Genomic DNA, 25,418 nt, shown 5'->3' with positions numbered 1-25,418 from the left:
GCCGGGCCAGGCCCCACGGATACCGGGCGGCCGCATGGGGCGACCGCGCAGACGAAGAAGACGACAAGAAGACGGAGACAAAAATGCAGAGACGCACGTTATTGCGGGCGGTGCCCCCGCTCGCACTCTTTCCAGCGCTCTCGGGCCTGACAGGCCTGGCGCGCGCGCAGGGCTATCCCGACAAGGTGATCCGCTACATCGTGCCGGTCGCGGCCGGCGGCGGCAGCGACCTCGTCGGCCGCACCGTCACCGAACGCTGGGCCAAGGTGCTGGGCCAGACCATCGTGGTGGACAACCAGGGCGGCGGGGGCGGCGTCATCGCCTGCCAGAACACCATGAACGCCGCGCCGGACGGCTACACGCTGATGCAGGGTTACGTGGCCACCCACGGCACCGCCCCGGCCACCCGCAAGCTGCCCTACGACCCGGTGAAGGACTTCACACCCATCGGCATGATCGGCGCAACGCCCAACGTGCTGGTCATCGATCCCAAGCTGCCGGTAAAGGACTTCAAGGAGTTCGTCGCCTACCTCAAGGCCAACCAGGGGAAGGTGAGCTACGGCTCGGCGGGCGCGGGTTCGCTCACCCACCTGACCATGGAACTGATGGCCCAGCAATTGGGCACGCCGATGGTCCACGTGCCTTATCGCGGCATCGCGCCCGCCCTGACCGACGCCATGGGCGGCCAGACGCAGGCGGTGTTCCCCGGACTTGCAGCGGCCCTGCCCCACATCCGCGGCGGCCGCGTCCGCGCCATCGCCGTCACCGGCAACACCCGCGCGCCGCAGCTGAAAGACGTGCCGACGCTCGACGAACTGGGCCTGAAGAATTTCGACGCAGTGCAGTGGTACGGCGTCGTCGGGCCCGCCCGCATGCCGCCTGCCGTCGTGCAGAAACTCAACGAAACCCTGGCCACCGTGCTGCATGCACCCGACCTCCGCGACAAGCTGAGCGGGGAGGCGGTCGAGCCGATGGTGATGTCGGCGGCCGAATTCGGCGCCTACATCCAGAAGGACGTGGCCCGCTGGACCGCGCTCGCCAAGGCACAGAACATCTCGCTCGACTGACCCATCCAAAACCTCGGAAAACCTCACAGACATGGCACGCAACACACAGGTCCAGGCCGACCACAACGCCCCGCCCATCACGCAGATCCTGGCGGAATTCGTGGCCAACCATCCCTCGCGCGGCTGGAGCGACGCGGTGGATCGCGAAGCCCACCGAACCTTCCTGAACTGGCTCGGCTGCGCTGTCGGCGCTGCGCACCACGAAGCGGTCGAAGCCGCGCTGGCGGCGGTGCAGGTGCTGCAGCCTTCGGCCCAGGCCACCGTCGCCGGCCGCACCGAAAAGGTCGACATCGCCAGCGCCGCGCTGCTCAACGGCATCAGTTCGCACACCTTCGATTTCGATGACACCCACCTGAAGACCATCATCCATCCGGCCGGCCCGGTTGCATCCGCCTTGCTGGCGCTGGCCGAACACACGGGCGCCAGCGGCCGGCAGGTGATCGACGCGCTCGTCATCGGCATCGACGTCGCCTGCCGCATGGGCAACACCATCTATCCCGACCACTACGACCGCGGCTGGCACATCACCGGCACCACCGGCATGCTGGGCGCGGCCGCCGGTTGCGCCCGGCTGCTGGGCCTTGACGTGGACCGCACACGCATGGCGCTGGGCATCGCCGCATCGCAGCCGGTGGGCCTGCGCGAGCAGTTCGGCACCATGACCAAACCCTTCCACCCCGGCGGCGCGGCACGGGCCGGCCTGATGTCGGCGCTGATGGCGCAGCATGGCTTTACCGCCAGCCCTCGCGCGCTGGAAGCGCCGCGCGGTTTTGCCCAGGTGGTGTCGCCCAAGACCGCCTGGAGCGAGGTGACCGACGAACTCGGCCAGCGTTTCGAGATCTCCTTCAACAGCTACAAACCCTTCGCCTGCGGCATCGTCATCCACCCCAGCATCGACGCCTGCGTGCAGCTGCGCGACCAGGGCGTGCGGGCCGAAGACGTGGCCGGCATCGAGTTGCGGGTGCACTCGCTGGTGCTGGAGCTCACCGGCAAGAAGGAACCGGCCGACGGCCTGCAGGGCAAGTTCAGCGTCTACCACGGCTGCGCTGCCGGCCTGATCTTCGGCAAGGCGACCGAAGACGAATATGCCGACGACATCGTCAACCGCGCCGACATGGTGGCACTGCGCCGCAAGGTGGTCGCCACGGTGGACGACAGCATCGACGAGGCCAGCGCAGACGTGACGGCGGTGCTGGCCGACGGCCGGCGTGTGCATGTGTTCGTCGAACACGCCATCGGCTCGATGCAGAGGCCGCTGAGCGACGCACGGCTGGAAGCCAAGTTCAGCGGAATGTCGGACGCCATCCTGGGCGCAGACCGCACGCGACAATTGCTCGACGCCTGCTGGGGCCTGGGCGATGCACCCGATGTGCGCGCACTGGCGGCCTTGGCGCGACCGGCCTGAGGCCGATGTTCAGGGGGCCAGGGGCGCCGGGTCGAAGTGCGACAGCAGTCGCACGCGGCCGGCCTGCACATGGCGCTCGGCTGCCGCGCGGGCTTTGGCCGGATTCGACGCCACCATGGCGTCGTAGATGGCGCGGTGCTCCACGTTGGAACGGCGCATGTTGCCGGGCGCGTTGAAGTACTTGCGCCGCACCAGGTGCAGCTCCTTCACGTAGTCGTCGTAGGCCTGCCGGGCGCGCTGGTTGTTGGACAGCACCAGGATCAGCGCATGGAACTCCAGGTTGAGTTCGTAGTACAGCGTGCCGTCGCCGGCCTCGCAGGCCGCGTCCATGGCGTCGAGCAGTTTTTCGAACTTCTGCCGGTGGCCTTCGGTCAGGTGTTCGCAGGCACGGTCGGCGGCATAACCGAATACCAGGGCGCGAAGTTCGTAGATCTCCAGCATCTCGCGCAAGGACAACTGCCGTACGAAGACACCCTTGTTGGGCACGGCCGTGACGATGCCGAGGCCTGCCAGCACCTTGATAGCTTCGCGGATGGGCCCGCGGCTGGTGCCCATGCGCAGCGCCAGCGCGGCTTCGTTGATGCGCTCGCCGGGCTGGTATTCGCCGGAATAGATGAGCGCCTTCAGTTCGGCCGCGATGGTGTGCGAAAGGCCGGGGCCGCGCGTGATGGGGGGTGAGATCGCCATGGGCAAATGCTACCTGCGCGCGACAAGCCCCTGCACGCTCATTCGACCTTGACGTTGGCGCTCTTCACCAGATGCGTCCAGAACTTGCCGTCTTCCGCCAGGAATGCATCGAATTTCTCCGGAGACTCGGAGACGGAAACCTCGGTGCCGTCGCGCGCGAGCGTGGCCTTCACCTGGGGCTGCTGCATGGCCGCAACCGTGGCTTCGTAGACCTTCCTGACGATGGGTGCGGGCGTGCCGGCCGGAAGGAACATGCCGTACCAGAACTCGATGCTGTAACCCGGCAAACCGGCCTCGGCCATGCCCGGAATGCCTGGCACCAGCGGCGAACGGTCCTTCGTGCTCACCGCCAGCGCCCGCAGCTTGCCGCCGCTGGCCTGCGGCAGCACCGACGGCGATGTGCCGAAGGTCAGCTGGGTGTCGCCGGCCATCACCGACTGGATGGCCAGGCTGCCGCCGCGATAGGGGATATGGGTCATCTCGACACCGGTCACCTGGCTGAAAAGCGCAGCCCCCAGGTGTGGCGCCGAACCGTTGCCGGAGGTCGAATAGTTGAGTTTGCCGGGGTCCTTCTTCGCCGCGGCGATGAGTTCGGGCACGGTCTTGATGCCGGTTGCCGGATTGACGGCGAGCACCAGCGGCGAGGTGGTGATCTTGGTGACCGCCATCAGGTCCCTGGGCGAATAACCCAGCTTGGGGTTGAGCGCCGGGTTGACCGACATGCTGCTGGGGCTGGCGATCAGCAATGTGTAGCCGTCGGCCGGCGCCTTGGCGACGATGTCGGCCGCGATGCTGGAGCCGTTGCCGGGCTTGTTGTCGACCAGCACCGGCTGGCCGAGCGCCTTGGCCAGCGCGTCGCTCATGGCGCGCGCCACCAGGTCGGCGGCACCACCCGGCGCGAAACCGACCACCAGCCGGATCGGCCTCGCGGGATAGGCAGAACCCTGCCCGAAGGCCAGTGGCGCGGCGGCGGCCACGCAGGCGGCAAGGACGAAATTGCGTTTCTTCATGTTGTCTGTCTCCGTCTTTTTTATGGAAGTGCTCAGTCCATCCGCAGCACGATCTTTCCCGCATGGCCGCCGGCTTCCATCAGTGCCTTGGCCTGCGGCAATTGCGCCAGCGGCATCACCTGGTCGATTTGCGGCCGGATGCGTCCGGCGGCGATATGCGGCATGACTTCGGCCACGAAACGCGGCACGGCGGCGGCCCGCTGCGCGCGCGTGCGCAGCTTGTTGGAAACGCCGAACAGGGTCAGCCGCCTGGCATGTAGTGCGTCCAGGTCGATCTCGGCCTTGACGACGCCGTCGACATAACCCACGGTGGCCAGCCGGCCCTGGAAAGCCATCGCTCGGATGTTCTCGGCGAAGACCGTTCCGCCCACCGCGTTGACCACCATGTCGGCACCGTGTTTTTCAGTGACTTCCATCACCCGCCCGGCGAAGTCGGGAGCCCGGGTCTGGATACCGACATCCAGACCCAGGCCTTTCATCAGTTCGAGCTTGTCGGCCGACCCCGAGGTGCCGATCACCTTCGCGCCCAGCACCTTGCCCAATTGCAGCGAGGCCACGCCGACGCCGGAAGAAACACCGTTGATCAACAGCCATTCGCCCGCCTGCAGCCGGCCCTGCAACACCAGCATGTCGAAAGCCACCAGGAAGGTCATCGGCACACTTGCGCCCTGCTCGAAACCGAGGTTTTCGGGCATGTGCATCGCCTCGTCCACTTCCATCAGCGCGTATTCCGAGAAAGCCCCGGAACAACGGCCCATCACCCGGTCACCGGCCTTGAAGCCGGTCACTTCCGCGCCCACCGCAACCACCTCGCCAGCGCCCTCGCCGCCGATGGCTTTCCAGCTGCCGGCCGCGCCGTGCAGGCCGTGGCCGATGACGAACTCGCCCCGGTTGAGCGAGGCGGCGCGCATACGCACCAGCAATTGCCGGGCACCCGCTTCAGGCTGCGGCGTGTCGCGCAGCTCTAGCACGGTGCCCGTTTCGGTCATCTGCATCCAGTAGCTTTTCATCGGTCGTCCTCTTGATCAGTGACCGGTGAAGACCGGCTTGCGTTTCTGCATGAAGGCGCTGCGGCCTTCGGTGTAGTCGGCGCTTTCGAAGCAACCCCGAATGAGCGTGGTGCACAGGCCCATGTCCAGGTCGGTCGACGGTTTCATGATTTCGCGGGTAATGGCCTTGGCCGCCGCGATGGTCAGTGGCGCGTTCTCGGCCATGGCGCCGGTGTATTCGGCCAGCAGCGCGTCGAGCCCGTCCGGTGGGCAGACCCGGGTGACCAGGCCAACCCGCTGAGCTTCCGTTCCGTCGATACGGCGGGCGGTGAAGAACAGGTCCTTCGCCACGCCGGGGCCGACCAGATCAACCAGGTTCTTCATCGCCGAATACCGGTAACCGAGCCCCAGCCGCGCGGCCGGAATCGACAGCACCGAGTCGGCGGTGGCGATGCGGATGTCGCAGCTGATCGCCACGTTCACCCCGCCGCCGATGCAATAACCGCGGATGCAGGCCAGCGTGGGTTTCGGGAAGTCGTGGATGCTCATCAGCGACTCTTCCGCCATCGCCTCGTAACGCGTGACGGCTTCCCTGGCGGCCCGCATGTCCTCGAACTGCGAGATATCGGCGCCCGAGACGAACGCCTTTTCGCCGGCGCCGGAAAACACCACCAGACGCACCCGGTCGTCGTCCCTTGCGGTCCGCAACAGCGGCGGCACGGCTTCCCACATATCGACCGACAGCGCGTTGTGGCGAGCCGGGTTGTTGAAACGGATATGCAGGGTGCTGCCGTCCAGCCATGACTGCACCCGTTCGGTGGTCGAGGCGTATGCGGGCAGGTTCCGGTCTTCTTTCTGGTCGCTCTTTTCAATCATCTCAATAGACTCCGGTGGCTTTCATGCGGCTCAGGTCTTCGGCGCCGAGGCCGAGTTCGGTGAGGATTTCTTCGGTGTGTTCACCCCGGCGAGGCGCCGATCGGACGATGCTGCTGGGCGTGCGTTCCAGTTGCACCGGCTGGCCGACCATGCGTTGGGGTCCCAGCCGGGCCGACACCACGTCCTTGATCATTCCGAGGTGTTCGACCTGCGGTTCTTCCAGCATTTCGCGCACGTTGCTGATCAGCCCGCAGGCCACGCCGCCGTCGTTGAACTCGCGGATCCAGTGTTCGCGGTCCTGCGCGGCCAGGCGCTGGTTGATCTCGGCGTTGAGGTCTTCGCGGTTGACCGAGCGCGACGGTTTGTCGTGGTAGCGCGGGTCGTCGATCCACTCGGGCGCGCCGAGGATGTTGCAGAAGCGTTCCCAGATCTTGGAGCCGAACACTGCGATGTTCATGTAGCCGTCGCGGGCCTTGTAGACGCCGGTCGGAATGCTGGTCGGGTGGAAGTTGCCGGCCTGGGTGCCGATCTCGCCGTCGATCAGGTAACGCGAGGTCTGGAAATCCATCATGTAGACCATCGACTCCAGCAGCGAGGTGTGTAGCCACTGGCCGCGGCCCGAGCTGTCGCGCTCCAGCAGGGCGACCAGGATGCCCTGCGCCGCGAAGATGCCGGCGCACAGGTCGGCGATGGGGATGCCCACCCGCATCGGCGCCTCGCCCGGCTGGCCGGTGACCGACATCAGGCCGCCCATGCCCTGCGCGATCTGGTCGAAACCGGGGCGTTTGGCCAGCGGCCCGGTCTGGCCGAAGCCCGAGATGCTGGCGTAGACCAGGCCCGGGTTTTCAATCGACAGCGATTCGTAGTCGATACCCAGGCGGAACTTGACGTCGGGCCGGAAGTTTTCGACCACCACGTCGGCGGTGGCGATCAGGCGCTTGAGTGTCTCGATGCCTTCCGGCTCCTTCAGGTTGAGGGTGATGGAGCGTTTGTTGCGGTGGGTGTACTGGTAGTCCGACCCGTCCTGGCCGCCCAGCGTGTCGTCGCCACGCATGTGTTCGGGCATCTGCACCTGTACCACGTCGGCCCCCCAGTCCGCCAGCTGGCGGCAACAGGTCGGGCCGGCACGGACTTGTGTCAGGTCGATGACCCGGAAACGTTTCAAGGCCTGGGAAGCTGGCATGTGCGGCATGGGTGGGCTCTGTTGACTGAAGAACTTTCTAAGCCGCAGTGTTTTCAATTATCAATCAAGTGTCAACACTTTCAAGGGTAAGTCAGGATCGGAAACTTATTTTCAAACCCATCAAAAGCTGCGCCCGCATGACCGTTTCCGGCGATGCGGGCGCAGCGAAGGACGAAGAATCAGCGAGGCAGGCCTACCATCAGTTTTTCTGCCTGCGCCCGGTGCTCCTTCAGGCCGGGCAAAGTCTTCCTGACGAAGGCCTTCAGGTCAGGATCGGTGGCCTTGTCCTGGGCCTTCTCGAACAGTTCGATGTCTTTCTTGTGGTCGTCCAGTCCGACTTTCTGCAGAAAGTCGCGGTCGAACGATTCGCTCTTTTCGCGTTCCAGTCCCTGCACGCGGCCCCGCAGGTCGTGCGGCAGTTCGCGGGGCAGCTCCATCGAACGTGTCGCGGCCAGCTGGGTGAGTTCGTCGTTGACCCGGGTGTGGTCCTTCACCAGCATTTCGGCATATGCGCGGACCTTGGGGTCCTGCGCTTTTTTAGCGGCGACCTGGGCGGCCTGCACTTCGTAGACGCCGGCATTGGCCGCATCGGTCACGAAACGTTTGTCGGTCTGGTCGAAGGCGCCGGCGGCGTGGGCCAGACCGGTGCCGAGCATTACCGCAAGGGCCAGTGCTGAGTGGCGGAACTTGATCATTTGGCGGCCTCCTGCCTTTCCTCGGTCAGCGGCTCCATCTGCCACTCGTTGTCCGTGCCCTCGTCCTGGGGAATGGAGTCCTCGCTGAGATGAGGCTTGGGCTCCTCGGAACCGCTGGATGAAACGTCGGGGGATTTGGGTTGTGTGCTCATGCCCACGTTTTCGCCCAACCCCCCGGAAACGCCCGTCAGAACGGGGCGGCGCCCCTTGTAGGTGAAGCCGCTTTTGATCAGCCCTTGGCGAAGTACACCGAATCGAAACTTTCGTGGATGCCGATGGCCGTCGTCACCACGTTCTGCAGGCGCTTGTCGTAGATGGTCGGGAACTCCATCTCCACCAGCCAGGCGATGGGCACATCCTCGACCAGCACTTTCTGCATCTCGCTATAGAGCGGCTGCCGCTTGGCGTCGGTCACTTCTGCCGCCGCGGCGTCGGCCAGCCGGTCTACCTCGGGGTTCACGTAACCCTCGGTGTTGGTGAACATGATTTTGCGGATGTTGGTCGACACATAGTTGCGGGTGACGCCCAGCGCCGGATCCCCGAACTGGTAGAGCCACGACAGGTTCAGGTCGAAGTCCCAGTTGCTGATGCGCGCCGCGTAGCTGCCGGCGTCCCCGGTTTCGAGGATCACCGTCACGCCGATCTTGCCGAGGCACTGACGCACGTATTCGCAGGCCCGCACCGACATCTCGCCGAAAGGGCCGACCGGCAGTTTCAAGGTCGCCCGTATGCCCTTGTCGTTGGGTTTCAGGCCCATCTGGTCCAGCAGCGCGATGGCCTTGGCGACCGAAAAATCGTAGGTCTTGACCTTGCTGTCGTAGAACTTGGTCTTGGAATTGATCGGTCCGGTGGCCACCTTGCCGTATCCATAGAGGATGCGGTCCTTGATGAAGTTGCGGTCGATCGCATGCATGACGGCCTGCCGGAACCGCTTGTCGTTCATCGGCGCGGTGCGGTTGTTCATCTCCAGCCACATGATGGGCGCGAAATATTCATAACCCCTGGTGGTCATGGTGAGCTTGGGCGACTTGGCCAGCCGCTGGGCGTCGAACAGTTCCAGGTCGGTCCACTGCGACAGCTGCACCGTACCGTTTTCCAGGGCGACGGCGCGCGAGGCGCCGTCCGGAATGATGTGATAGATCAGCGCGTCCAGGTAAGGCAGGCCGGGCTTGAAGTACAGCTCGTTGCGCACCAGGTGGATGTGCGAACCCCTCACCCACTCCTTGAACTTGAAGGGCCCCGAACCGATGGGCGCCATGTTGTTGGGGTTCTTGAAAGGGTCGGTGCCGGCGTAGATGTGTTTGGGCATCACCGGAAGGTTCGAGATGTCGAACGCACCCAGGAAAGGGCCGAAAGGCGCGGCCAGCTTGAAGACCACCGTCTGTGCATCGGGCGCGGTGATCGACTCGCAGCGGCCGAAGATCGCCTTGGCGCGCGGATGTGTCAGCGGCAAAAACTCCTTCACCGTGTAGAGCACGTCGTCCGACGTCAGGGGTTTGCCGTCGTGCCACTTGGCGGCGGGTTCGAGGTTGAAGGTGTAGGTCAGGCCGTCGGGTGACACGGTCCAGCTTTTCGCCAGGCTGGGCAGCGGTTTCAGGTTGAAGTCATAGGTCAGCAGCCCCAGGAAGATCTTTCCGGAAATGGTCTGCGTCGGTGTCTGCTGGTTCACCGCCAGGTTCAGCATGGCGGGCTCCGGGTTCAGGATGGCGTTCAGCGTGCCGCCCTTGCTCTGGGCGAGTGCCGGGCTCTGGTGCAAGCCCAGCCCGATGGCTCCGCTTGCCAATACGAACTTATGGAATTCACGTTTTTTCATGCTGGTCCAGGGAGTGGCTAAAGGAAGGCGGCGAGCTTCTGCACCTCGACCGCGGTGTCGTAATAAGTTGCTCCGCGGCCGATGTCGGTCAGGCCGTCGGATGTGACGGCATTGGCGTTCTCTCCGTCGGAGGTCTTCTTCAGCCACCAGATCGAGGGTGCGACCAGCACGCCGTCGCGGGTCTTGTCGCCCACCTTGGCGATGACCGAAAACGCGCCGCGATGGTTGAAGACCCGCACCCGGTCGCCGTCCGAAATGCCGCGTGCGGCTGCGTCGCCCAGACTGATGTCGACCCAGGGTTCGCCGACATCGCGCACAAGCGACTCGACCGATGAAAAGCTCGAATTGAGGTAGTGCCGCGCCGGTGGGGTCAGCAGCATCAGCGGGAATTTCTTCGCCAGTTCGGGGTTGCCCAGCGAAGACTCGCGCGGCGCGATGAATTCGGGAACCGCGCTCCAGCCCTGCTCCGCGGCGGACCGGCTTTCGAATTCGCACTTGCCGGAAGGCGTGGGAAAGTTGCCCTCGGCAAAAGGCGCGTGGCGTTCCGGCAGGTTCAGCCGTTGCCAGCCTTGTTCGTGCAGCACATCGAAGTCCAGCGTGGCGTTGACCGGTGCCGACATGTCGTAGGCCTCGCGGGCGATCTCTTCATCGGACTGGCGCAGGCAGGCATCGTCGAAACCCATGCGTTCGGCGAGCCGGCGGAACAGCTCGGCGTTTGAACAAGCCTCGCCCAGCGGCGCTATCGCCTGCTGGTTGAGCATGGTGTAGAGGGTTCCGTAGGGGCGGTGCATGTCGAACTGCTCCAGCTGGGTGGTGGCGGGCAGCACGATGTCTGCGTAGTCGCAGGTGTCGGTCAAAAAGATCTCGTGCACGACGGTGAACAGGTCGGGCCGCAGCAGGCCTTCGCGCAGCAGGCCGTTGTTGGGCGCAACCGCCACCGGGTTGGATGCATAGACGAACAGCGCCTTGATCGGCGGATCGTTCAGTTCCGTCAGCGCCCGGCCGATCTGCGCCATGTTCACCGACCGTGGTGGCGGGTTCGGCAGCATGTGCCGCCCGTCCAGTTTTGCGAGGTCGATGGCGTGGGCGCCCGCCACGTCCATCAGCACGCCGCCGCCGACTTCGCGCCAGGCGCCGGTCAGGGCGGGCAGGCAGGCGATGGCGCGCATGGCATTGCCGCCGCCGGCATGGCGCTGCAGGCCGAAGTTGACGCGGATCGCGGAGCGGCGTTCGGCGCCGTATTCGCTCGCCAATTGCAGGATGGTTTCGACCGGAAGCCCGGTGATGCCGGCCACCGTCTCGGGCGGAAATTCGACCGCGCGGGCAGCCAGCGCGTCGAAGCCCAGCGTGTGGCGGTCGATGTAGTCCCGGTCGATCCGGCCGTCGCGGATCAGCAGGTGCATCAGGCCGAAGGCCAGTGCGCCGTCCGTGCCGGGCAGCGGCGCGATATGCCAGTCGGCCTTTTCTGCCGACTGGGAGCGATAGGGATCGATGGCGATCACTCGTGCGCCCTGGCGTCTGGCCTCGGAAATGCGGGTCCACAGATGCAGGTTGGACGCGATGGGGTTGGTGCCCCACAGGATGATCAGTCTCGACTCGGCGAAATGCACGATGTCGACGCCCACCTGCGCGCCGATCACGGTGTTGTAGCCGGTGCGCCCCGCCGTGGCGCACAGCACCCGTTCCGGCAGCGACGCACCCAGCCGGTGGAAGAACCGGCGCGGCATTCCGAAGTTGTTGACCAGGCCCAGCGTGCCCGAGTAGGCATACGGCAGGATGGCCTGCGGGTCCTCGGCCGCTATCGCCTTCAAACGCTCGGCGATGGTGTCCAGCGCCTCGTCCCAGCCGATGCGTTCATATCGCCCCTGCCCCTGCCCCGGCCCCTTGGGCCCGACACGCCGCATCGGATACAGCACACGGTCGGGGCTGTAGGTCCGCTCCAGGTAACGCGAAACCTTGGTGCAGAGGGCGCCCTGGGTAGTCGGGTGCGCAGGATCTCCCTTCACCTTGACGGCAACTCCGTCCCTGACGGTGATGAGCATCGCGCAAGTGTCGGGACAGTCGTGCGGGCAGGCGCCGTGGACCACTCTTTCGGTGCCTGGGGAATCTGCGTTCATGCGGTCGGCCTTTGTCGGATGCGATGCACATTTCTGTACCCTGGGTACACAAAAGTCAAGCAATCCGTGTGCCAACCACATGCACCGTGAAAAGGCATTTGCGGCAGACCGGTGGACCGGGCATCAATGCGGGATCAGTTCGCCGAAAAACTGCGCCGTATGTAATACGCCTTTTGCCAGGGCGACAATATCGGCGATATCCGAATCGGTTTTATCGTCGACATAGGATATGTAATAAGCCATCGTCGGTAATGGCGGCCGGGTTTCGATCAGGCGAATGGCCCCGCTGTTCAATGCCTCGCGGATCACCGGCATGGGTAATGCCGCAATAGCATGCCCGGATTGCACCAGCCGGATCATCAGCGATATGGAATTGCATGAATTGAAGTTATTGAATTCATAACCCGACACATTCAGCCATTCTTTCACCAGGCCATGCAGGATGGAATGCGGCGGATTGGTCACGATGGGAAGCGTGGCCGCCTGTTCAGGTGTCAGCGGCTGGCTGCCGACATCGAAACCGGCTGCGGCGATCCAGGCCAGCGGAATGCGGCCCAGCAACTCGTCGACCACGTTCGGCCGGTGCAAGGCGGTGCCGTGCAGCGCCACATCGATCTCGCCGCGAGCCAGTTTTTCACTTAAAACCTTGCTGACCTCCAGGGTCAATTCGACCTTCAGGCCCGGATGCAAGAGCTTGATCTGCCGCAGCAATTCGGTGGCAACCACCATCGCGGCGGTTTCGTCTGCACCAAAACGGAGCACGCCGCGCATCGGTGTCCGGCTGCCGCCGAGCTGCTGGAACTCGTGTCCGGCACGCAGGGTTCGCTCGGCGTACGACAGCGCCTTGCGGCCCGCCGGAGTGAGCTCTATTCGCTGGTGACTGCGCGAGAAAAGGGTGAGGCCCAGCGCCTCTTCCAATTCCTTAATGCGGGTGGATACCGCGGGCTGGCTTATATGCAGGTGTTGTGCAGCGGCATGCACGGTTCCGAGCATCGCGCACCAATAAAAGGCTTCGATTTGCCGGAAGGTAAAACGGGTCATCCATTTATTTTATCAACCCGCTTTCGAATAATCAATTTTGTCGCAGCGGATGCGGCTGATAGCTTTGCGGCCTGTTATCGAATTCTTTTCGGAGTCGCCGCCTTGTTCCATCTCAATTCCCTTCCGCCCCAGGTCGACCCGGCCCTGCTGGACCTGCTGGTGCAGGCCGAACCCGCGGTCATCGGCCATTTCCGATATACCGGTTTCATGTCGCCGGACATCAAGGCGCATTTCCAGGACCGCCGGGTGGTGGGCACCGCGGTCACCGTGCGGGTGCCGGGCATGGACGGCTCGATGGTCCATTACGCCATCGGCCAGGCCCGCAAGGGCGACATCATCGTCATGGACCGCTGCGGCGAAATGTCCATCGCATCGCTGGGCGGCGCCGTGGCATACGCCGCCAGGGTGATCGGCGTGGCCGGTTTCATCGTCGACGGGCTGGTCACCGACCTGGGAGAACTCCGCCAGTACGGCGTGCCGGTCTGGTCCAAGGGCACTTCGGCGGTCACCGTCAAATCGCTGGGACTGGGCGGCGAGTTCTGTATTCCGGTCACCTGCGGCGGAGTCGCTGTTAATCCGGGCGACGCGATCCTGGCCGACGAAAACGGCATCCTGGTATTGCCGCCGGCCGATATCGAGGCGTCGGCCAAACGCGCGATCCAGATGCAGCTGGATGAAAAGACGACGCTGCGCCGCCTCGATGCCGGCGAGAAATACCCGGACATCATGGGCACCACCGGCATTATCAAGAAGGCCATGGGGCTGGCATGAGCGCGGTTTTCGAAGACGGCTTCCCAGGCATCGCGGAAATGGGCGCGCAGCTGCGCGACGGCCGCTGCACCTCGGTCGATCTGGTGCGTGCCAGCCTGGCGCGCATCGCACGGCTCGACGGCGAACTGCATGCCTTCATCAGCGTGTTCGAACACGAGGCGCTGCTGGCCGCCGAGGCCGCCGACAAGCTGCTGGCCGGCGGTTTCGACCTGGGTCCGCTGCACGGCATCCCGGTCGCCATCAAGGACAACGTGGACCTGATCGGCCGCGCCACCACCGCCGGTTCGCCGCTGCTGGCAGACAGCATCGCCACCGAAAACGCCTGGATCGCCAAAAGGCTTCTGGCCAGTGGCGCGGTCATCGTCGGCAAGACGCACATGGTGCAGTTCGCCCTGGGCGCCTGGGGCACCAACGACCAGATGGGTGCGCCGCGTAACCCCTGGGGCCGCGACGTGCACCGCGCACCGGGTGGCTCCAGCAGCGGTTCGGCCGTGGCGGTGGCCGCCGGCATGGTGCCGCTGTCCATCGGCACCGACACCGGCGGATCGGTGCGCATGCCGGCGTCGTTCTGCGGCATCACCGGCCTCAAGCCGACGGTCGGCAAGTTGAGCACCGAAGGCGTCGTGCCGCTCAGCACCACGCTCGACAGCGTCGGCCTGTTCACCCAGACCGCAGCCGATGCATCGCTGGCCTATACCGCGCTGACCGACGAGGCCGCCATCGCGCAGACAGGCCTGGAAGGCAAACGCATCGGCTACCTGGGCGATGCCGACCTGCAAGGCGTCCAGCCGGAGGTGCTGGACGCCTACCGCGCCGCGCTGGAAGTGCTGCGTGCCAATGGAGCGCGGCTCGATCCCATCGCGCTGACCGGTTCCTTCGACAGCTTCGCCGACATCGCGGCCGCCATCATGCTGCCCGAGGGTGCGAGCTTCTGGGGCGCCAAGGCGTCCGATGCCAGCTTGCCGATGGACAGCGCGGTGCGGCCTCGCCTGATCGGCGGCGGCGCCATCAGCGCCGTCCGTTACTACGACGCGCTGCGCCAGCGCGATGCCCTCAAACGTGAAATCGGCACGGTGCTGGAGCGGTTCGACGCGTTCGTCACGCCTGCCACACCGCACACCGCCACTCCCATCGCCGAGGTGGATCACGGCAAGCCGCCGGTCAAGTACACGCGCGCGGTGAATTTGCTGGATCTGTGCGGCGTGTCGGTGCAGCTGGGCTACGACCGGCAGCAATTGCCCATCGGCCTGCAGATCGCGGCAGCCGAAGGCCACGACCGCCAGCTTATGGATATCGCCTGCGCTTTCCAGTCGGCCACCGACTGGCACGAAATCCGCTGGCAAGCCTGAAAAGAAGCCAAGCAGCAGGAGCGCCGAGGAGACCAACCCAAAAGAAGCGGTTCGCCATGAGCGAGCCGCGCCCCAACCTGCAATTCCGGACTTCTTGAAACCATGAAAAACCTCTTCCGCGCCCTGACCCTCGTCGCCGTCGCCAGCATCGCCTGCCTGGCCGCGCCTGCCTTCGCGCAGGACTACCCCAACAAGCCGGTCAAGATGATCGTGCCCTTCCCGCCGGGCGGCAGCGTCGACATGATCGGCCGCCTGGTCGGCCAGAAGCTTTCCGAAGCGCTGGGCCAGCCGGTGCTGGTCGACAACCGCGCCGGTGCTGGCGGCAACATCGGCATGGACGTCGTGGCCAAGGCTCCGAAGGACGGCTACACCCTGCTGGTCGCACCTTCGGGCATGGCCGCCAACCAGCACCTGTTCGCCAAGCTGCCGTTCGATCCGCAGAAGGACCTGGCACCCATCATCCGCATCGCCGACCAGCCGGCGGTGCTGATCGTCAACCCCAAGCTGCCGGTGAAGAACGTCAAGGAGCTGATCGCCTATGCCAAGGCCAACCCCGGCAAGGTGAGTTTCGGCACCGCCGGCGTGGGCGGCGCGCAGGACGTGGCGGCCCGCCTGTTCATGAGCTCGACCGGCACCGACATGCTGAACGTGGCCTACCGTGGCGGTGCTCCGGCCCTGTCCGACCTGCTCGCCGGCCAGATCGACATCATGTTCGAGACCTCGCCGACCGCCGTGCCCTACGCCAAGACCGGCAAACTCATCGCACTGGGCGTGACCACCGACAAACGCATCGCCAACCTGCCCGAAGTGCCGACCATCGCCGAAGCCGGCGTGCCCGGTTTCCATTCGGTCACCTGGATCGGCATGGCAGCGCCGGCCGGCACCCCGCCGGCCATCGTCGCGAAGCTCAATGCAGAAATGCAGAAGGTGCTGGCCGACCCTGCCGTTCGCAAGCAGATCGGCGAGATTTCGCTGGACGTGGTGGGTGGTTCTTCGGCCGACTTCGGCAAGTTCCTGGCCAGGGAATCGGCCGACTATGCCAAGTTCGTCAAGGACAACAACATCACGCCGCAGTAATTTGGCGGGTGTGTTTCCAGGCGGCGTCCGGGGGGGTGCCGCCGGCTGACGGCCTTGCGGCCGTCAGCTTTTTCGGTTGGTTACGTTCTGCTTCCAATGGCCGCACAGCTTGTGCCATCTTCGAGGCAAAAGGACGCCCGCCCATGATCTCCGAAGCGACTTGAGAGGCGTCTCAAATCCTAAAAAATCGGAAAGCCTTGCGGTGACGCAACCCCAGTTCAGACGCCGGGCGGAGCTGGCGGTCAAACTTGTTTTTCTAGCGCTGTTCCTGGCCGCCGGAGCGGCTTTCGCCTTGCTGGTTTCGCTGGCAGACGGCTACGAGGCCATCGGCGAGTCACCCTCGCAACCCATACCCTTCAGCCACAAGCACCATGTCGGCGACATCGGCCTGGACTGCCGTTTCTGCCACACCACGGTCGAAAAGACCGCGTTTCCGGGCATGCCGGCCACCCGCACCTGCCTGACCTGCCATTCGCAGCTGTTCGCGCAGCAGACCATCCTTGCCGCCCTGCGCCGCAGCGAGGCCGAGAACAAACCGCTGGCCTGGAGCCGGGTGCACTTCTTGCCGGACTTCGTCTACTTCGACCACAGCATCCATGTCGCCAAGGGCGTCGCCTGCGCCGAATGCCATGGCCGCGTGGACCAGATGCCGCTGGAGTGGAAGACCCAGAAACTGGAAATGGGCTGGTGTGTGTCCTGCCACCGCGACCCGGCACCGCACCTGCATCCCAGGGAGCAGGTATTCGCCATGCCCGCCGATCCGCTGCCCGAGGCCGATGCCCGATTGCTGGCCCAGGCGTTGCGATTGCAGGACACCCGCCGCCTGACCGATTGCTCGACCTGCCACCGCTAGAACAAAAAAAAGACGAGCCATGGCACCACGCACCGTCATCCCGATCCAGGCCGAGGGCCAGCAGCCGGCCGAGCCGCAGCGCCGCCGGCTGCTTCAGCTGATGGCGGCATCCGCTGCGCTGGCAACCGGCGCCTGCACCCGCGCGCCGGACGAACGGCTGCATGCATACGTGCACATGCCCGAGGCCGGGCTGGGCGGCTTGCCGGTGTATTACGCCAGCGCCTATGTGCGCAACGGTTATGCCCACGGTGTACTGGTCGGCACCCGCGAGGGCCGGCCGGTGAAGATCGAAGGCAACCCGCGCCATCCGGCAGGCGGCGGAGGCACCGACGTGTTCGTACAGGCATCGGTGCTGGAGCTCTGGGATCCGGACCGGTCGCAGACCGTTTGGCGGAGGCTGCGCGGCGGCGCGGCCACGCCTGCGACCTGGGACGACTTCCAGGCCGCATGGCTGGACCGGCAACCGGTCCTGAAGGCGGCGCGCGGCAAGGGCCTGCACCTGCTGACCGGCGCGGTGACTTCGCCCACCCAGCAGGCACAGATGGCCGCGCTGATGGCGGCCTACCCGGAAGCCCGCCGCTGGTGTACCGCTCCGGTGGAAGAGGCCGCCGCCAGCCAGGGCGCACGACGCGCCTTCGGACGGGATTTGCGTGCGGTGCGTCACCTGGACCGCGCCCGGCTGATCGTCGCTTTCGGGGCCGACCCTTTCTCTCACGGCCCAGAAGCCGCGACGCAAGCCGCCGATTGGGCGCAGGTGCGGCGCGCGGACCTCGCGGCGGGCAGGGCACCGGCATCGACCTGGGCGTTTGAAACCGCCCCCGGGCTGTTCGGGGCACAGGCAGCCCGACGTCTGGCCTTGAAACCCTCCGCCATCGAAGATCTGCTGTGGCGCGTTGCATACCGGCTCGCGCCCGATCTGGCCCCGCAGCCGCAAGGCTACGGCCCGGCGCCCCAGGCCGAGGCTGACCTGGTCGCCGCACTGCACTCCGCCGGCCCGGACGCGCTGCTGATACCCGGCCCGGGCCTGTCTCCGCACGGCCATGCGCTGGTGCATGCGCTGCACCGGAGGCTGGGTGCATCCGGCCGGACGGTCGACCTGATCGAGTCGCCGGCCCAGCCGTCATCGGCGGCAGAAGGCATGGCGGGCCTTTGCGCCGCGCTGCGTCGCGGCGAGGTGCAGGACCTGATCGTGCTGGACGCCAACCCCGCCTTTGAAACGGCCGGCGCGACGGATATCGCAACCCTGCTCTCGCACGTTCCGTTCAGCGCCCACCTGGGCCTTTACCGCGACGAAACCGCCGTGGCATGCACCTGGCACCTGCCGATGAGCCATGCCTACGAAGCCTGGGGCGATGCTCGTGCCGCCGATGGCAGCGCGACCGTGCTGCAACCGGCGATCTCACCGCTGTACGACACCCGGTCTGCGATCGAATGCCTCGCCCTCGTCACCCAGTCGGTCGAACGTGACGGACACGCGTGGGTACGGCAGCAGTGGAAGCTGACCGATGCCGCGTGGCGTCAGGCATTGCGGGATGGCTTCTTGCCCGGCAGCGCGGCGGCGCCGCTGAATCCGCAAATACTTTCGCCCCTCACGCCGCCTGCGAAGCCGGCCACAGGCACGACGATGAATTCGCTCGAGGCGTTTTTTCTGCCCGACCCCAGCACCGCCGGCGGCCGTCATGCCAACAACGGCTGGCTACAGGAGCTTCCACGCCCGTTTTCGAAGCTGACCTGGGACAACGCCGCCACGCTGGGCACCGACACGGCCGGCCGCCTCGGCTTGAAGACCGGCGACATCGTGCGGCTTGCCCGTCCGGGCGCGCCACCGGTCGAGATACCGGTCTGGGTGGAGCCCCGCCACGCGGATGCTTGCGTGACGCTGACCCTCGGCTACGGCCGGCGCGATGCGGGCCGCACCGGCAACGGCGTCGGCGTGGACGTGTCGGCGCTGCAAACGTTCGACATGAGCGCCTGCAGTGTCACCCTCCAGCCCACGGGACGCCGCCACGCGTTCGCGGTCACCCAGCAGCGCATGGACCAGGAAGGCCGCGACCTGGCTCGCAGCGTGCCGCTGTCCGCGCCCCGCCTGCCGCGACCGCCGGAGCTGCCATCGCTCTATCCGCCGCGGGACGACGGCGGCCAGCACGCCTGGGCTATGAACATCGACCTCGACACCTGCATCGGATGCAATGCCTGCACGGTGGCCTGCCAGTCGGAAAACAACATCCCGGTGGTAGGTCCCGAACAGGTCGCCGCGGGCCGCGAGATGCACTGGATCCGGGTCGACCGCTACGACGACCCCGACAGCGGAAGCAGCAGCTTCCAGCCCGTCCCCTGCATGCATTGCGAGACCGCGCCCTGCGAGGTGGTATGCCCGGTCGGCGCCACAGTGCACGACAGCGAAGGCCTCAACGTACAGGTCTACAACCGCTGCGTAGGCACCCGGTTCTGTTCCAACAACTGCCCCTACAAGGTACGGCGCTTCAACTTCCTGGCGCACGACGGCGACAGCGAAAGCGGCCTGGAAACCCTGCAGCACCTGCGCAACCCGGAGGTGACGGTGCGCCGGCGCGGCGTGATGGAGAAGTGCACCTTCTGCGTGCAACGGCTGTCGCAGGCCCGGCTGATGTCCGAGAAAAGCGGCAAACCGCTGGCCGACGGCGACGTGCGCACCGCCTGCCAGAGCGCCTGCCCGACGCAGGCCATCCGTTTCGGCGACCTGATGCTGAAGGACAGCGCGGTGGTGCAGGCCCGCAAGTCGGAGCGCCATTACGCGATGCTCGAAGAACTGGGCACCCGGCCGCGCACCACCTATCTGGCGCGTGTGGTCGACGACCGGGTGAAAGGCGGCCGATGAGCACGGCACCGGTTGCCACCGCATATCCGGTCTCCACCGACATCGGTGTGCTGCAGGCCGGCCAGACCTACCAATCGATCGGCGAACTGATCGAAGGCAAGGTGCTCGACCACCGCACCGGCCGCATCTGGTGGATCGCCTTCTCGGTCAGCGGCATCGGCATGCTGGTGTTTCTCGGCGCCATCGGCTGGCTGTTCTACATCGGTGTCGGAATCTGGGGCATCAACATACCGGTGGCCTGGGGTTTCGCCATCGCCAACTGCGTCTGGTGGATCGGCATCGGCCATGCGGGCACCTTCATATCAGCGGTGCTGCTGCTGGCCCGGCAGCGCTGGCGCACCTCGATCAACCGCTTTGCCGAAGCGATGACACTCTTTGCCGCAAGCATGGCCGGGCTTTTCCCGGTGCTGCACCTGGGGCGGCCGTGGTTCGCCTACTGGCTGGCGCCCTACCCCAACCGCATGGAGTTGTGGCCCCAATGGCGCAGTCCGCTGGTGTGGGATTTTTTCGCCATCGCCACCTACCTCACCGTGTCCTTGCTGTTCTGGTACCTGGGCCTGGTGCCCGACCTGGCCAGCATGCGCGACCGGGCCCGCCAGCGCTGGAAGGCCATCACCTTCGGTGTGCTGGCCATGGGCTGGCGGGGCGAGGCGCGCCAGTGGTCCACCCATCGCACGGCCTACCTTCTGCTGGCCGGACTGGCGACGCCGCTGGTGGTGTCGGTGCATTCGGTGGTGTCGCTGGACTTCGCCATCGGCAACACGCCGGGTTACCACTCGACCATCTTCCCGCCCTTTTTCGTGGCCGGTGCTCTGCTGTCGGGTTTTGCCATGGTCATCACGCTGGCGGTGCCGCTGCGCTACTTCTTCGGACTGCAGGCGGTCATCACGCCGCAGCATTTCGACAATGCGGCCAAGGTCGTGCTGGCCACCTGCTGCCTGCTGGGCTACGGCTACGTGATGGAAATCTTCACCGCCTTCTACAGCGGCGACCGCTACGAGATCGCCGTCACCCTGCAGCGCTGGACCGGGCCTTACGCCTTCGTCTACTGGGGCATGGTCTGTTGCAACATCCTCGTGCCGCAATTGCTCTGGTGGCGTGCCAACCGCCGCAATCTCGCACTGCTGTTCGTGTTGTCGCTGGTGGTCAACGTCGGCATGTGGGCCGAGCGGGTGATGATCGTCGTCACCAGCCTTTACCACGACTACGTCCCGTCGGCCTGGGGCCTGTATGTGCCGACACGCTGGGACTGGCTGTTCCTGGCGGGTTCCATCAGCACCTTCGCCTGGCTTTTTCTGGTATTCGTGCGACTTCTGCCGGCCATCAGCATCGCCGAGATGCGGGGCCTGGTGCATGCCAGTTCACGGGCATCCGAAGCGGAGGCCAGACCATGAAACCTTGGGGGCTTCTGGCGCAGTTCGACTCGGTCGAGTCCCTGGTGGCCGCCGCCAGGGCGGTGCGCGCCGCCGGTTATGGCCAGGCAGAAACCTATGCGCCCTTCGACATCGAGGACATGGACAAGGCGCTCGGCCTGCCCCGTCCGCGCACCGCCGCCGCCACGCTGGCGGGCGCCCTGGTCGGCGGGCTCGCCGGCTATTTCCTGCAGTGGTACGCAGCGGTCGTCGACCTGCCGCTGAACGTCGGCGGCCGGCCGGACCACAGTTGGCCGATGTTCATTCCCGTCACTTTCGAAATGACCATCCTGGGCGGCGCGCTGGCGGCAATCCTGGCCTTCATGTTCGGCAGCCGGCTGCCTTCGCTCGACCACCCGGTGTTCGGTGCACCGGGTTTCGAACATGCCACCCGCGATGGTTTTTTCCTCTGCCTGCGGGCCGACGACCCGGCCTGGAACGAGACCGGGGCTCACCGACTGCTCACGCAACTCAAGCCGGTGGCGCTGCACCCGCTCGACGAGGTGCGGCCATGAAACGCCTGCTCTGCGCCTGCCTCCTGCCGGCCTTGCTGAGCCTGGCCGGCTGCGAACGTGTGATGCGCAACATGTACGACCAGCCGGTCAAACGGCCGGGCGATGCCAGCGAGATGTTCGCCGACCGCCTGGCTTCACGCCCGCCTCCGCCCGGCAGCGTGCCCCGTGCGGTCGGCATCGAGGCCGGTGTCAGCGGCGGTGCACAGGGCGAGGCCGAGGCCCGGGGCCAGGACGCCGCCGCGCTTCAGCAAGCCCTGCCCACCGTGCCCGGCCGCGCCCTGCTCCTGCGCGGCCAGGAGCGCTACACCATCTATTGCCTGCCCTGCCACGGCGCCACCGGAGACGGCGACGGCATGGTGGTACGGCGCGGTTTCCCGGCGCCGCTCGCCTTCCATGAACCGCGCCAGCGCACAGCCACCGACCGCCATCTCTACGACGTGATCACCCAGGGTTCCGGTGTGATGTACCCGTTCGCCGACCGGGTGGAGCCGGCAGACCGCTGGGCCATCGTGGCTTACCTGCGAGCCCTGCAGACCAGCCGCGCCGCCCGGCTGGCCGACCTGTCGCCGGAAGCGCGAACCCGTATCACCGCACGGCTGGATGCGCCTCCCGCGCCGGTCTCCGATGGCTGGCGGGTGACACCCGACGAGTCGAAGCCGGAGCCCGCCCGATGAGCGCCACCGTGTTCTGGTCGGCCTGGCTGTCGGCCGTCTGGTGGTGCACCGGGCCGATGCTGGGCGCGACCGTCCTGGTCGCCATCCATCGGCTGACCGGTGGCGCATGGGGCCCGACGATATTGCCGGCGGCGCAAGCCCTTTGCCGGCGTATGCCGCGTGTGCTGCTGTTGTGGACGCCGCTGCTGCTCGGCCTGTCCGCCATCTACCCGTTCGCCGGCGGCGGCAGCGCCTGGCTGCATGGCATCGACCGGCCGGCCTTTCTGCAGGCCTGGTTCACGCCATGGTTCTTCATTGCCCGCGCTGCCGGCTACGGCATCGCGGCCTGGCTGCTGGCCCGGCCGGTCGGCCTGGCCGCAGCCGGACCGGGGCGTTCGGCGGTTGCCTTGCTGCTGTACCTGTCGCTGGGCTCGGCCGCCGCGGTGGACGCCATCGGCGGACTGCTGCCCACCTGGCACTCGAGTGTGTTCGCCCTGACCCTGCTGTCTGGCCAGCTCGTCGCCGGCACCGCGGCCTGCACCTGCCTGACCCTGCGCTGCGGCCGACCGTTGCCTGGTCGCGACCTGGGCAACCTGCTGCTGATGGCGACCATGCTGTGGGCCTATCTTGGTTTCATGCAGCTGCTGATCATCTGGGCCGAAAACCTGCCCAAAGAAATTACCTGGTATCTGCCGCGCCTGCGCGGGCCGTGGTGGGCGGGCGGTGCGGCGCTGCTGTTGCTGCAGTTCGCGCTGCCGCTCCTGCTGCTGCTGTTCCGCGCGGTGAAGGACAGCCGTGCCGGCCTGGCGGGTGTCGCCACGCTGGCCTGGGCGGCCCAGTGGCTGGACAGTGCCTGGCAGGTACTGCCGTCGTCCGTGCCGCATTCCGCCCTGGCGCCGCTGCTGTCGGCCGCGCTGGCGGCCGGTATGGCCTGGCTGGTCTACGCGGGCATCGTGAAGGAGTTGCGCCATGGCCGCCCCTGACCGGATCGACATGCGCCGCCTGGGCTGGACCGGCGCTGCCCTGGCGTCGCTGATCGTGGTCGCCATCGTCGCGGTGCTGCTGCTGATGCGGCACTGGCGCATATCGCCCTCCGGTGCACCGGCCGACTCGGCCCAGTTGCAGGCCGTGCCCGCGCCCCGTCTGCAGTCCGCCCCGCAGGTCGACCTGGCGCAGTTCCGCGCCGAACAGCGCCATGCGATGGACGCGGTCGTCTGGGTGGACCGGCAGAACGGCATCGCCCGCATCCCGGTGCCGGATGCGATGGACCTGGTGGCTGCCGGAAAGGGCGTGCGATGAAACGGCTCTCCATCTGCATGCTGTTGGCCCTGGCGGGCATCGCCCATGCCGGCGGATTCGCCCGCGCCGTTCCGCCCGATCTGCCGGTGATCGACCGGACCGGCGACGCGCTGCCGCTGGACACCGTGCTGCGCGATGCGGCAGGCCGGCCGGTACGCCTGGGCACCCTGTTCCAGCCTGGCCGCGCGGTGCTGCTGGTGCCCGGCTACTGGCAATGCCGCACCCTCTGCGGCACGCTGATGCAGGGCATCCTGGAAGCCGCCGCCGACACCGGCCTGCCCCGCAGCAGTTACACGGTGGTGGGCTTTTCGGTGGACCCGGCCGAGACCCCGCGGGACGCCGCCGCCCGCCAGCGCTCCGACCTCGAATACGCCACCGCCTACGGCAGCCGGGCCACCCGGTCGGGCGAACTGCCGCCGCCCGACCTCCACCTGTTGCTGGGCGATGCCACGCTGTCCGGCACCATCGGATTCGACTGGCGTCGCACTGCTGCGGAAGACCCGGCCGACCGCTGGGCGCATGCCTCCGGTTTCGTGGTGGCGTCGCCCGGCGGCCGCATCGTGCAGGTTTTCCAGGGCGTGCGTTTCGATGCCGGCGAGCTGCGCTCGGCCATCACGTCCGCTGTCGAAGGCAAACCGCCGGCCAGCGCCTTGATGCGGGGTTTTGCCATGCTCTGCACCCACTTCGACCCGGTCGAGGGCCGGTTCAGCCAGCCGGTGATGCAGGGCTTGCGTGTCGGCGGCGTATTGCTGGTGTGCGCCCTCGGCCTGTGGATGCTACGCCATCGCCGGCCCCGGAGACCCGCCCCATGAGCGCATCCATCGCCGGCACCCAGACCGACGCCCTGTTTTTTGTCATGGTTTTGCTGTGCGGCGGCATGGCCTTGCTCCTGGCGGCGGTCATCGTGTTCTTCGCCGTGCGTTACCGGGCGGGATCGACCGCCGACCGCAGCGCCCCGCCCTCGCATGCCAACGGCCTGGAAGCCGCCTGGACCATCCTGCCGCTGCTGCTGTTCCTCGGCGTGTTCACCTGGGCCGCCTGGGTGTACGTGGCGCAACGCCAGCCGCCGGCCGGCGCGTTGCCGGTGTATGTGACCGGCAAGCAGTGGATGTGGAAACTTCAGCATTCCGGCGGCCGGCGCGAAATCAACGAACTGCATGTTCCGCTGGGCCGGCCGGTCAAGCTGGTGATGACGTCGGAAGACGCGATCCACAGCTTCTACGTGCCGGCATTCCGGGTGAAGCAGGACGTGGTGCCCGGGCGCTACAGCACACTGTGGTTCACGGCGTCCGAGCTGGGCGACTTCCGCCTGTTCTGCGCCGAATATTGCGGCAGCGAACATTCGGCGATGGTCGGCCGGGTGGTGGTGATGGCGCCCGCCGACTATGCCCGCTGGCTGGCCGCCGGGCCCGCCGAACCAGGCCTGGCGGAACGCGGTGCGCGGCTGTTCCGGGAGAACGGCTGCGTGGGCTGCCACGACGCCGCATCGACGGTGCGATCGCCCGACCTGCGCGGCATCTTCGGCCGCCGTGTCGCGCTGCAGGACGGCCGGCTGCTGACCGCCGACGAAACCTACCTGCGCGACGCGATGGTGCTGCCGGCCAAGGACGTGGTTGCAGGCTACCAGCCGTCGATGCCCAGTTATGCCGGCCAGCTGTCCGAGGAAGACATCCAGGCATTGATCGCCTACCTGCGCCAACCGCCAGCATCGCCGACACCGGCGGCATCCCCGAAACCGGACTGACCAAC

General features: G+C 66.5%; 24 protein-coding genes. 14 read left to right on the top strand and 10 right to left on the bottom strand.

Annotated elements, in window-relative coordinates; translation table 11 throughout:
• The first annotated feature begins 83 nt into the window (after positions 1–83).
• Together AC3ANW_RS10100 and AC3ANW_RS10095 are read left to right on the top strand one after the other, a co-directional pair.
• Positions 84–1,067: a Bug family tripartite tricarboxylate transporter substrate binding protein gene (locus tag AC3ANW_RS10100; protein WP_488345040.1), complete on the top strand. Its 984-nt coding sequence runs from the start codon at positions 84–86 to the stop codon at positions 1,065–1,067.
• Between the two features lie 31 nt (positions 1,068–1,098).
• Positions 1,099–2,472: an MmgE/PrpD family protein gene (locus tag AC3ANW_RS10095; protein ID WP_488345039.1), complete on the top strand. Its 1,374-nt coding sequence runs from the start codon at positions 1,099–1,101 to the stop codon at positions 2,470–2,472.
• A 9-nt stretch (positions 2,473–2,481) separates the two neighbouring features.
• Here the strand turns inward: AC3ANW_RS10095 and AC3ANW_RS10090 are convergent, their stop codons facing one another.
• From AC3ANW_RS10090 to AC3ANW_RS10045, 10 genes are all read right to left on the bottom strand, one after another.
• Positions 2,482–3,159 carry a GntR family transcriptional regulator gene (locus AC3ANW_RS10090; RefSeq protein WP_488345038.1) on the bottom strand — a complete coding sequence of 226 codons (678 nt, stop codon included), beginning with the start codon at positions 3,157–3,159 and terminating at the stop codon, positions 2,482–2,484.
• Positions 3,160–3,197: 38 nt separating this feature from the next.
• Complete coding sequence (locus AC3ANW_RS10085) at positions 3,198–4,169, bottom strand: tripartite tricarboxylate transporter substrate binding protein (protein WP_488345037.1); 972 nt, start codon at positions 4,167–4,169, stop codon at positions 3,198–3,200.
• 32 nt (positions 4,170–4,201) lie between these two features.
• The gene (locus AC3ANW_RS10080; protein WP_488345036.1) at positions 4,202–5,179 is read right to left on the bottom strand and encodes a quinone oxidoreductase family protein; all 978 of its coding nucleotides are present in this window, start codon (positions 5,177–5,179) and stop codon (positions 4,202–4,204) included.
• 15 nt (positions 5,180–5,194) lie between these two features.
• Complete coding sequence (locus tag AC3ANW_RS10075; RefSeq protein ID WP_488345035.1) at positions 5,195–6,034, bottom strand: enoyl-CoA hydratase; 840 nt, start codon at positions 6,032–6,034, stop codon at positions 5,195–5,197.
• Between the two features lies 1 nt (position 6,035).
• Positions 6,036–7,226 (bottom strand): CaiB/BaiF CoA transferase family protein, encoded by a 1,191-nt coding sequence (locus AC3ANW_RS10070; RefSeq protein WP_488345034.1) that lies wholly within the window; start codon positions 7,224–7,226, stop codon positions 6,036–6,038.
• Positions 7,227–7,396: 170 nt separating this feature from the next.
• Positions 7,397–7,912, bottom strand: coding sequence for a DUF4142 domain-containing protein (locus tag AC3ANW_RS10065; RefSeq protein ID WP_488345033.1), 516 nt, complete (start codon positions 7,910–7,912; stop codon positions 7,397–7,399).
• Entirely contained in the window at positions 7,909–8,064 is a 156-nt protein-coding gene (locus AC3ANW_RS10060; RefSeq protein WP_488345032.1) for a hypothetical protein, read from the bottom strand. Before AC3ANW_RS10060 ends, AC3ANW_RS10065 begins: the two co-directional genes overlap by 4 nt.
• Before the next feature lie 77 nt (positions 8,065–8,141).
• Entirely contained in the window at positions 8,142–9,725 is a 1,584-nt protein-coding gene (locus tag AC3ANW_RS10055; RefSeq protein WP_488345031.1) for an ABC transporter substrate-binding protein, read from the bottom strand.
• A gap of 17 nt (positions 9,726–9,742) precedes the next feature.
• The gene (locus AC3ANW_RS10050; protein WP_488345030.1) at positions 9,743–11,842 is read right to left on the bottom strand and encodes a molybdopterin-containing oxidoreductase family protein; all 2,100 of its coding nucleotides are present in this window, start codon (positions 11,840–11,842) and stop codon (positions 9,743–9,745) included.
• Between the two features lie 123 nt (positions 11,843–11,965).
• The gene (locus AC3ANW_RS10045; protein ID WP_488345029.1) at positions 11,966–12,883 is read right to left on the bottom strand and encodes a LysR family transcriptional regulator; all 918 of its coding nucleotides are present in this window, start codon (positions 12,881–12,883) and stop codon (positions 11,966–11,968) included.
• Between the two features lie 102 nt (positions 12,884–12,985).
• Between AC3ANW_RS10045 and AC3ANW_RS10040 the strand changes: the two genes are divergently transcribed.
• The 12 genes from AC3ANW_RS10040 (at position 12,986) to coxB (ending at position 25,413) form a co-directional block, all read left to right on the top strand.
• The gene (locus AC3ANW_RS10040; protein WP_488345028.1) at positions 12,986–13,654 is read left to right on the top strand and encodes an RraA family protein; all 669 of its coding nucleotides are present in this window, start codon (positions 12,986–12,988) and stop codon (positions 13,652–13,654) included.
• On the top strand, positions 13,651–15,003 hold the full coding sequence (locus AC3ANW_RS10035) for an amidase (protein ID WP_488345027.1): 1,353 nt from the start codon (positions 13,651–13,653) through the stop codon (positions 15,001–15,003). Before AC3ANW_RS10040 ends, AC3ANW_RS10035 begins: the two co-directional genes overlap by 4 nt.
• A gap of 102 nt (positions 15,004–15,105) precedes the next feature.
• On the top strand, positions 15,106–16,080 hold the full coding sequence (locus AC3ANW_RS10030) for a Bug family tripartite tricarboxylate transporter substrate binding protein (protein WP_488345026.1): 975 nt from the start codon (positions 15,106–15,108) through the stop codon (positions 16,078–16,080).
• Between the two features lie 202 nt (positions 16,081–16,282).
• On the top strand, positions 16,283–16,933 hold the full coding sequence (locus AC3ANW_RS10025) for a cytochrome c3 family protein (protein WP_488345025.1): 651 nt from the start codon (positions 16,283–16,285) through the stop codon (positions 16,931–16,933).
• A 19-nt stretch (positions 16,934–16,952) separates the two neighbouring features.
• Positions 16,953–19,790 (top strand): 4Fe-4S dicluster domain-containing protein, encoded by a 2,838-nt coding sequence (locus tag AC3ANW_RS10020; protein ID WP_488345024.1) that lies wholly within the window; start codon positions 16,953–16,955, stop codon positions 19,788–19,790.
• On the top strand, positions 19,787–21,184 hold the full coding sequence (gene nrfD, locus AC3ANW_RS10015; protein ID WP_488345023.1) for an NrfD/PsrC family molybdoenzyme membrane anchor subunit: 1,398 nt from the start codon (positions 19,787–19,789) through the stop codon (positions 21,182–21,184). Before AC3ANW_RS10020 ends, nrfD begins: the two co-directional genes overlap by 4 nt.
• Complete coding sequence (locus AC3ANW_RS10010; protein ID WP_488345022.1) at positions 21,181–21,717, top strand: DUF3341 domain-containing protein; 537 nt, start codon at positions 21,181–21,183, stop codon at positions 21,715–21,717. The genes nrfD and AC3ANW_RS10010 overlap by 4 nt, the downstream gene beginning before the upstream one ends.
• Positions 21,714–22,391 (top strand): c-type cytochrome, encoded by a 678-nt coding sequence (locus tag AC3ANW_RS10005; protein WP_488345021.1) that lies wholly within the window; start codon positions 21,714–21,716, stop codon positions 22,389–22,391. The genes AC3ANW_RS10010 and AC3ANW_RS10005 overlap by 4 nt, the downstream gene beginning before the upstream one ends.
• Positions 22,388–23,353, top strand: coding sequence for a hypothetical protein (locus AC3ANW_RS10000; RefSeq protein WP_488345020.1), 966 nt, complete (start codon positions 22,388–22,390; stop codon positions 23,351–23,353). The genes AC3ANW_RS10005 and AC3ANW_RS10000 overlap by 4 nt, the downstream gene beginning before the upstream one ends.
• Positions 23,340–23,669 (top strand): hypothetical protein, encoded by a 330-nt coding sequence (locus AC3ANW_RS09995; protein ID WP_488345019.1) that lies wholly within the window; start codon positions 23,340–23,342, stop codon positions 23,667–23,669. Before AC3ANW_RS10000 ends, AC3ANW_RS09995 begins: the two co-directional genes overlap by 14 nt.
• Entirely contained in the window at positions 23,666–24,481 is an 816-nt protein-coding gene (locus AC3ANW_RS09990; protein WP_488345018.1) for a thioredoxin domain-containing protein, read from the top strand. Before AC3ANW_RS09995 ends, AC3ANW_RS09990 begins: the two co-directional genes overlap by 4 nt.
• A complete protein-coding gene (coxB, locus tag AC3ANW_RS09985; RefSeq protein WP_488345017.1) occupies positions 24,478–25,413 on the top strand; it encodes a cytochrome c oxidase subunit II in 936 nt (311 codons plus the stop codon). Before AC3ANW_RS09990 ends, coxB begins: the two co-directional genes overlap by 4 nt.
• Positions 25,414–25,418 lie beyond the last annotated feature (5 nt).

It is taken from the genome of Xylophilus sp. PBN-3R, assembly GCF_057747805.1.
This window is presented reverse-complemented; position numbering and strand designations above follow the sequence as displayed.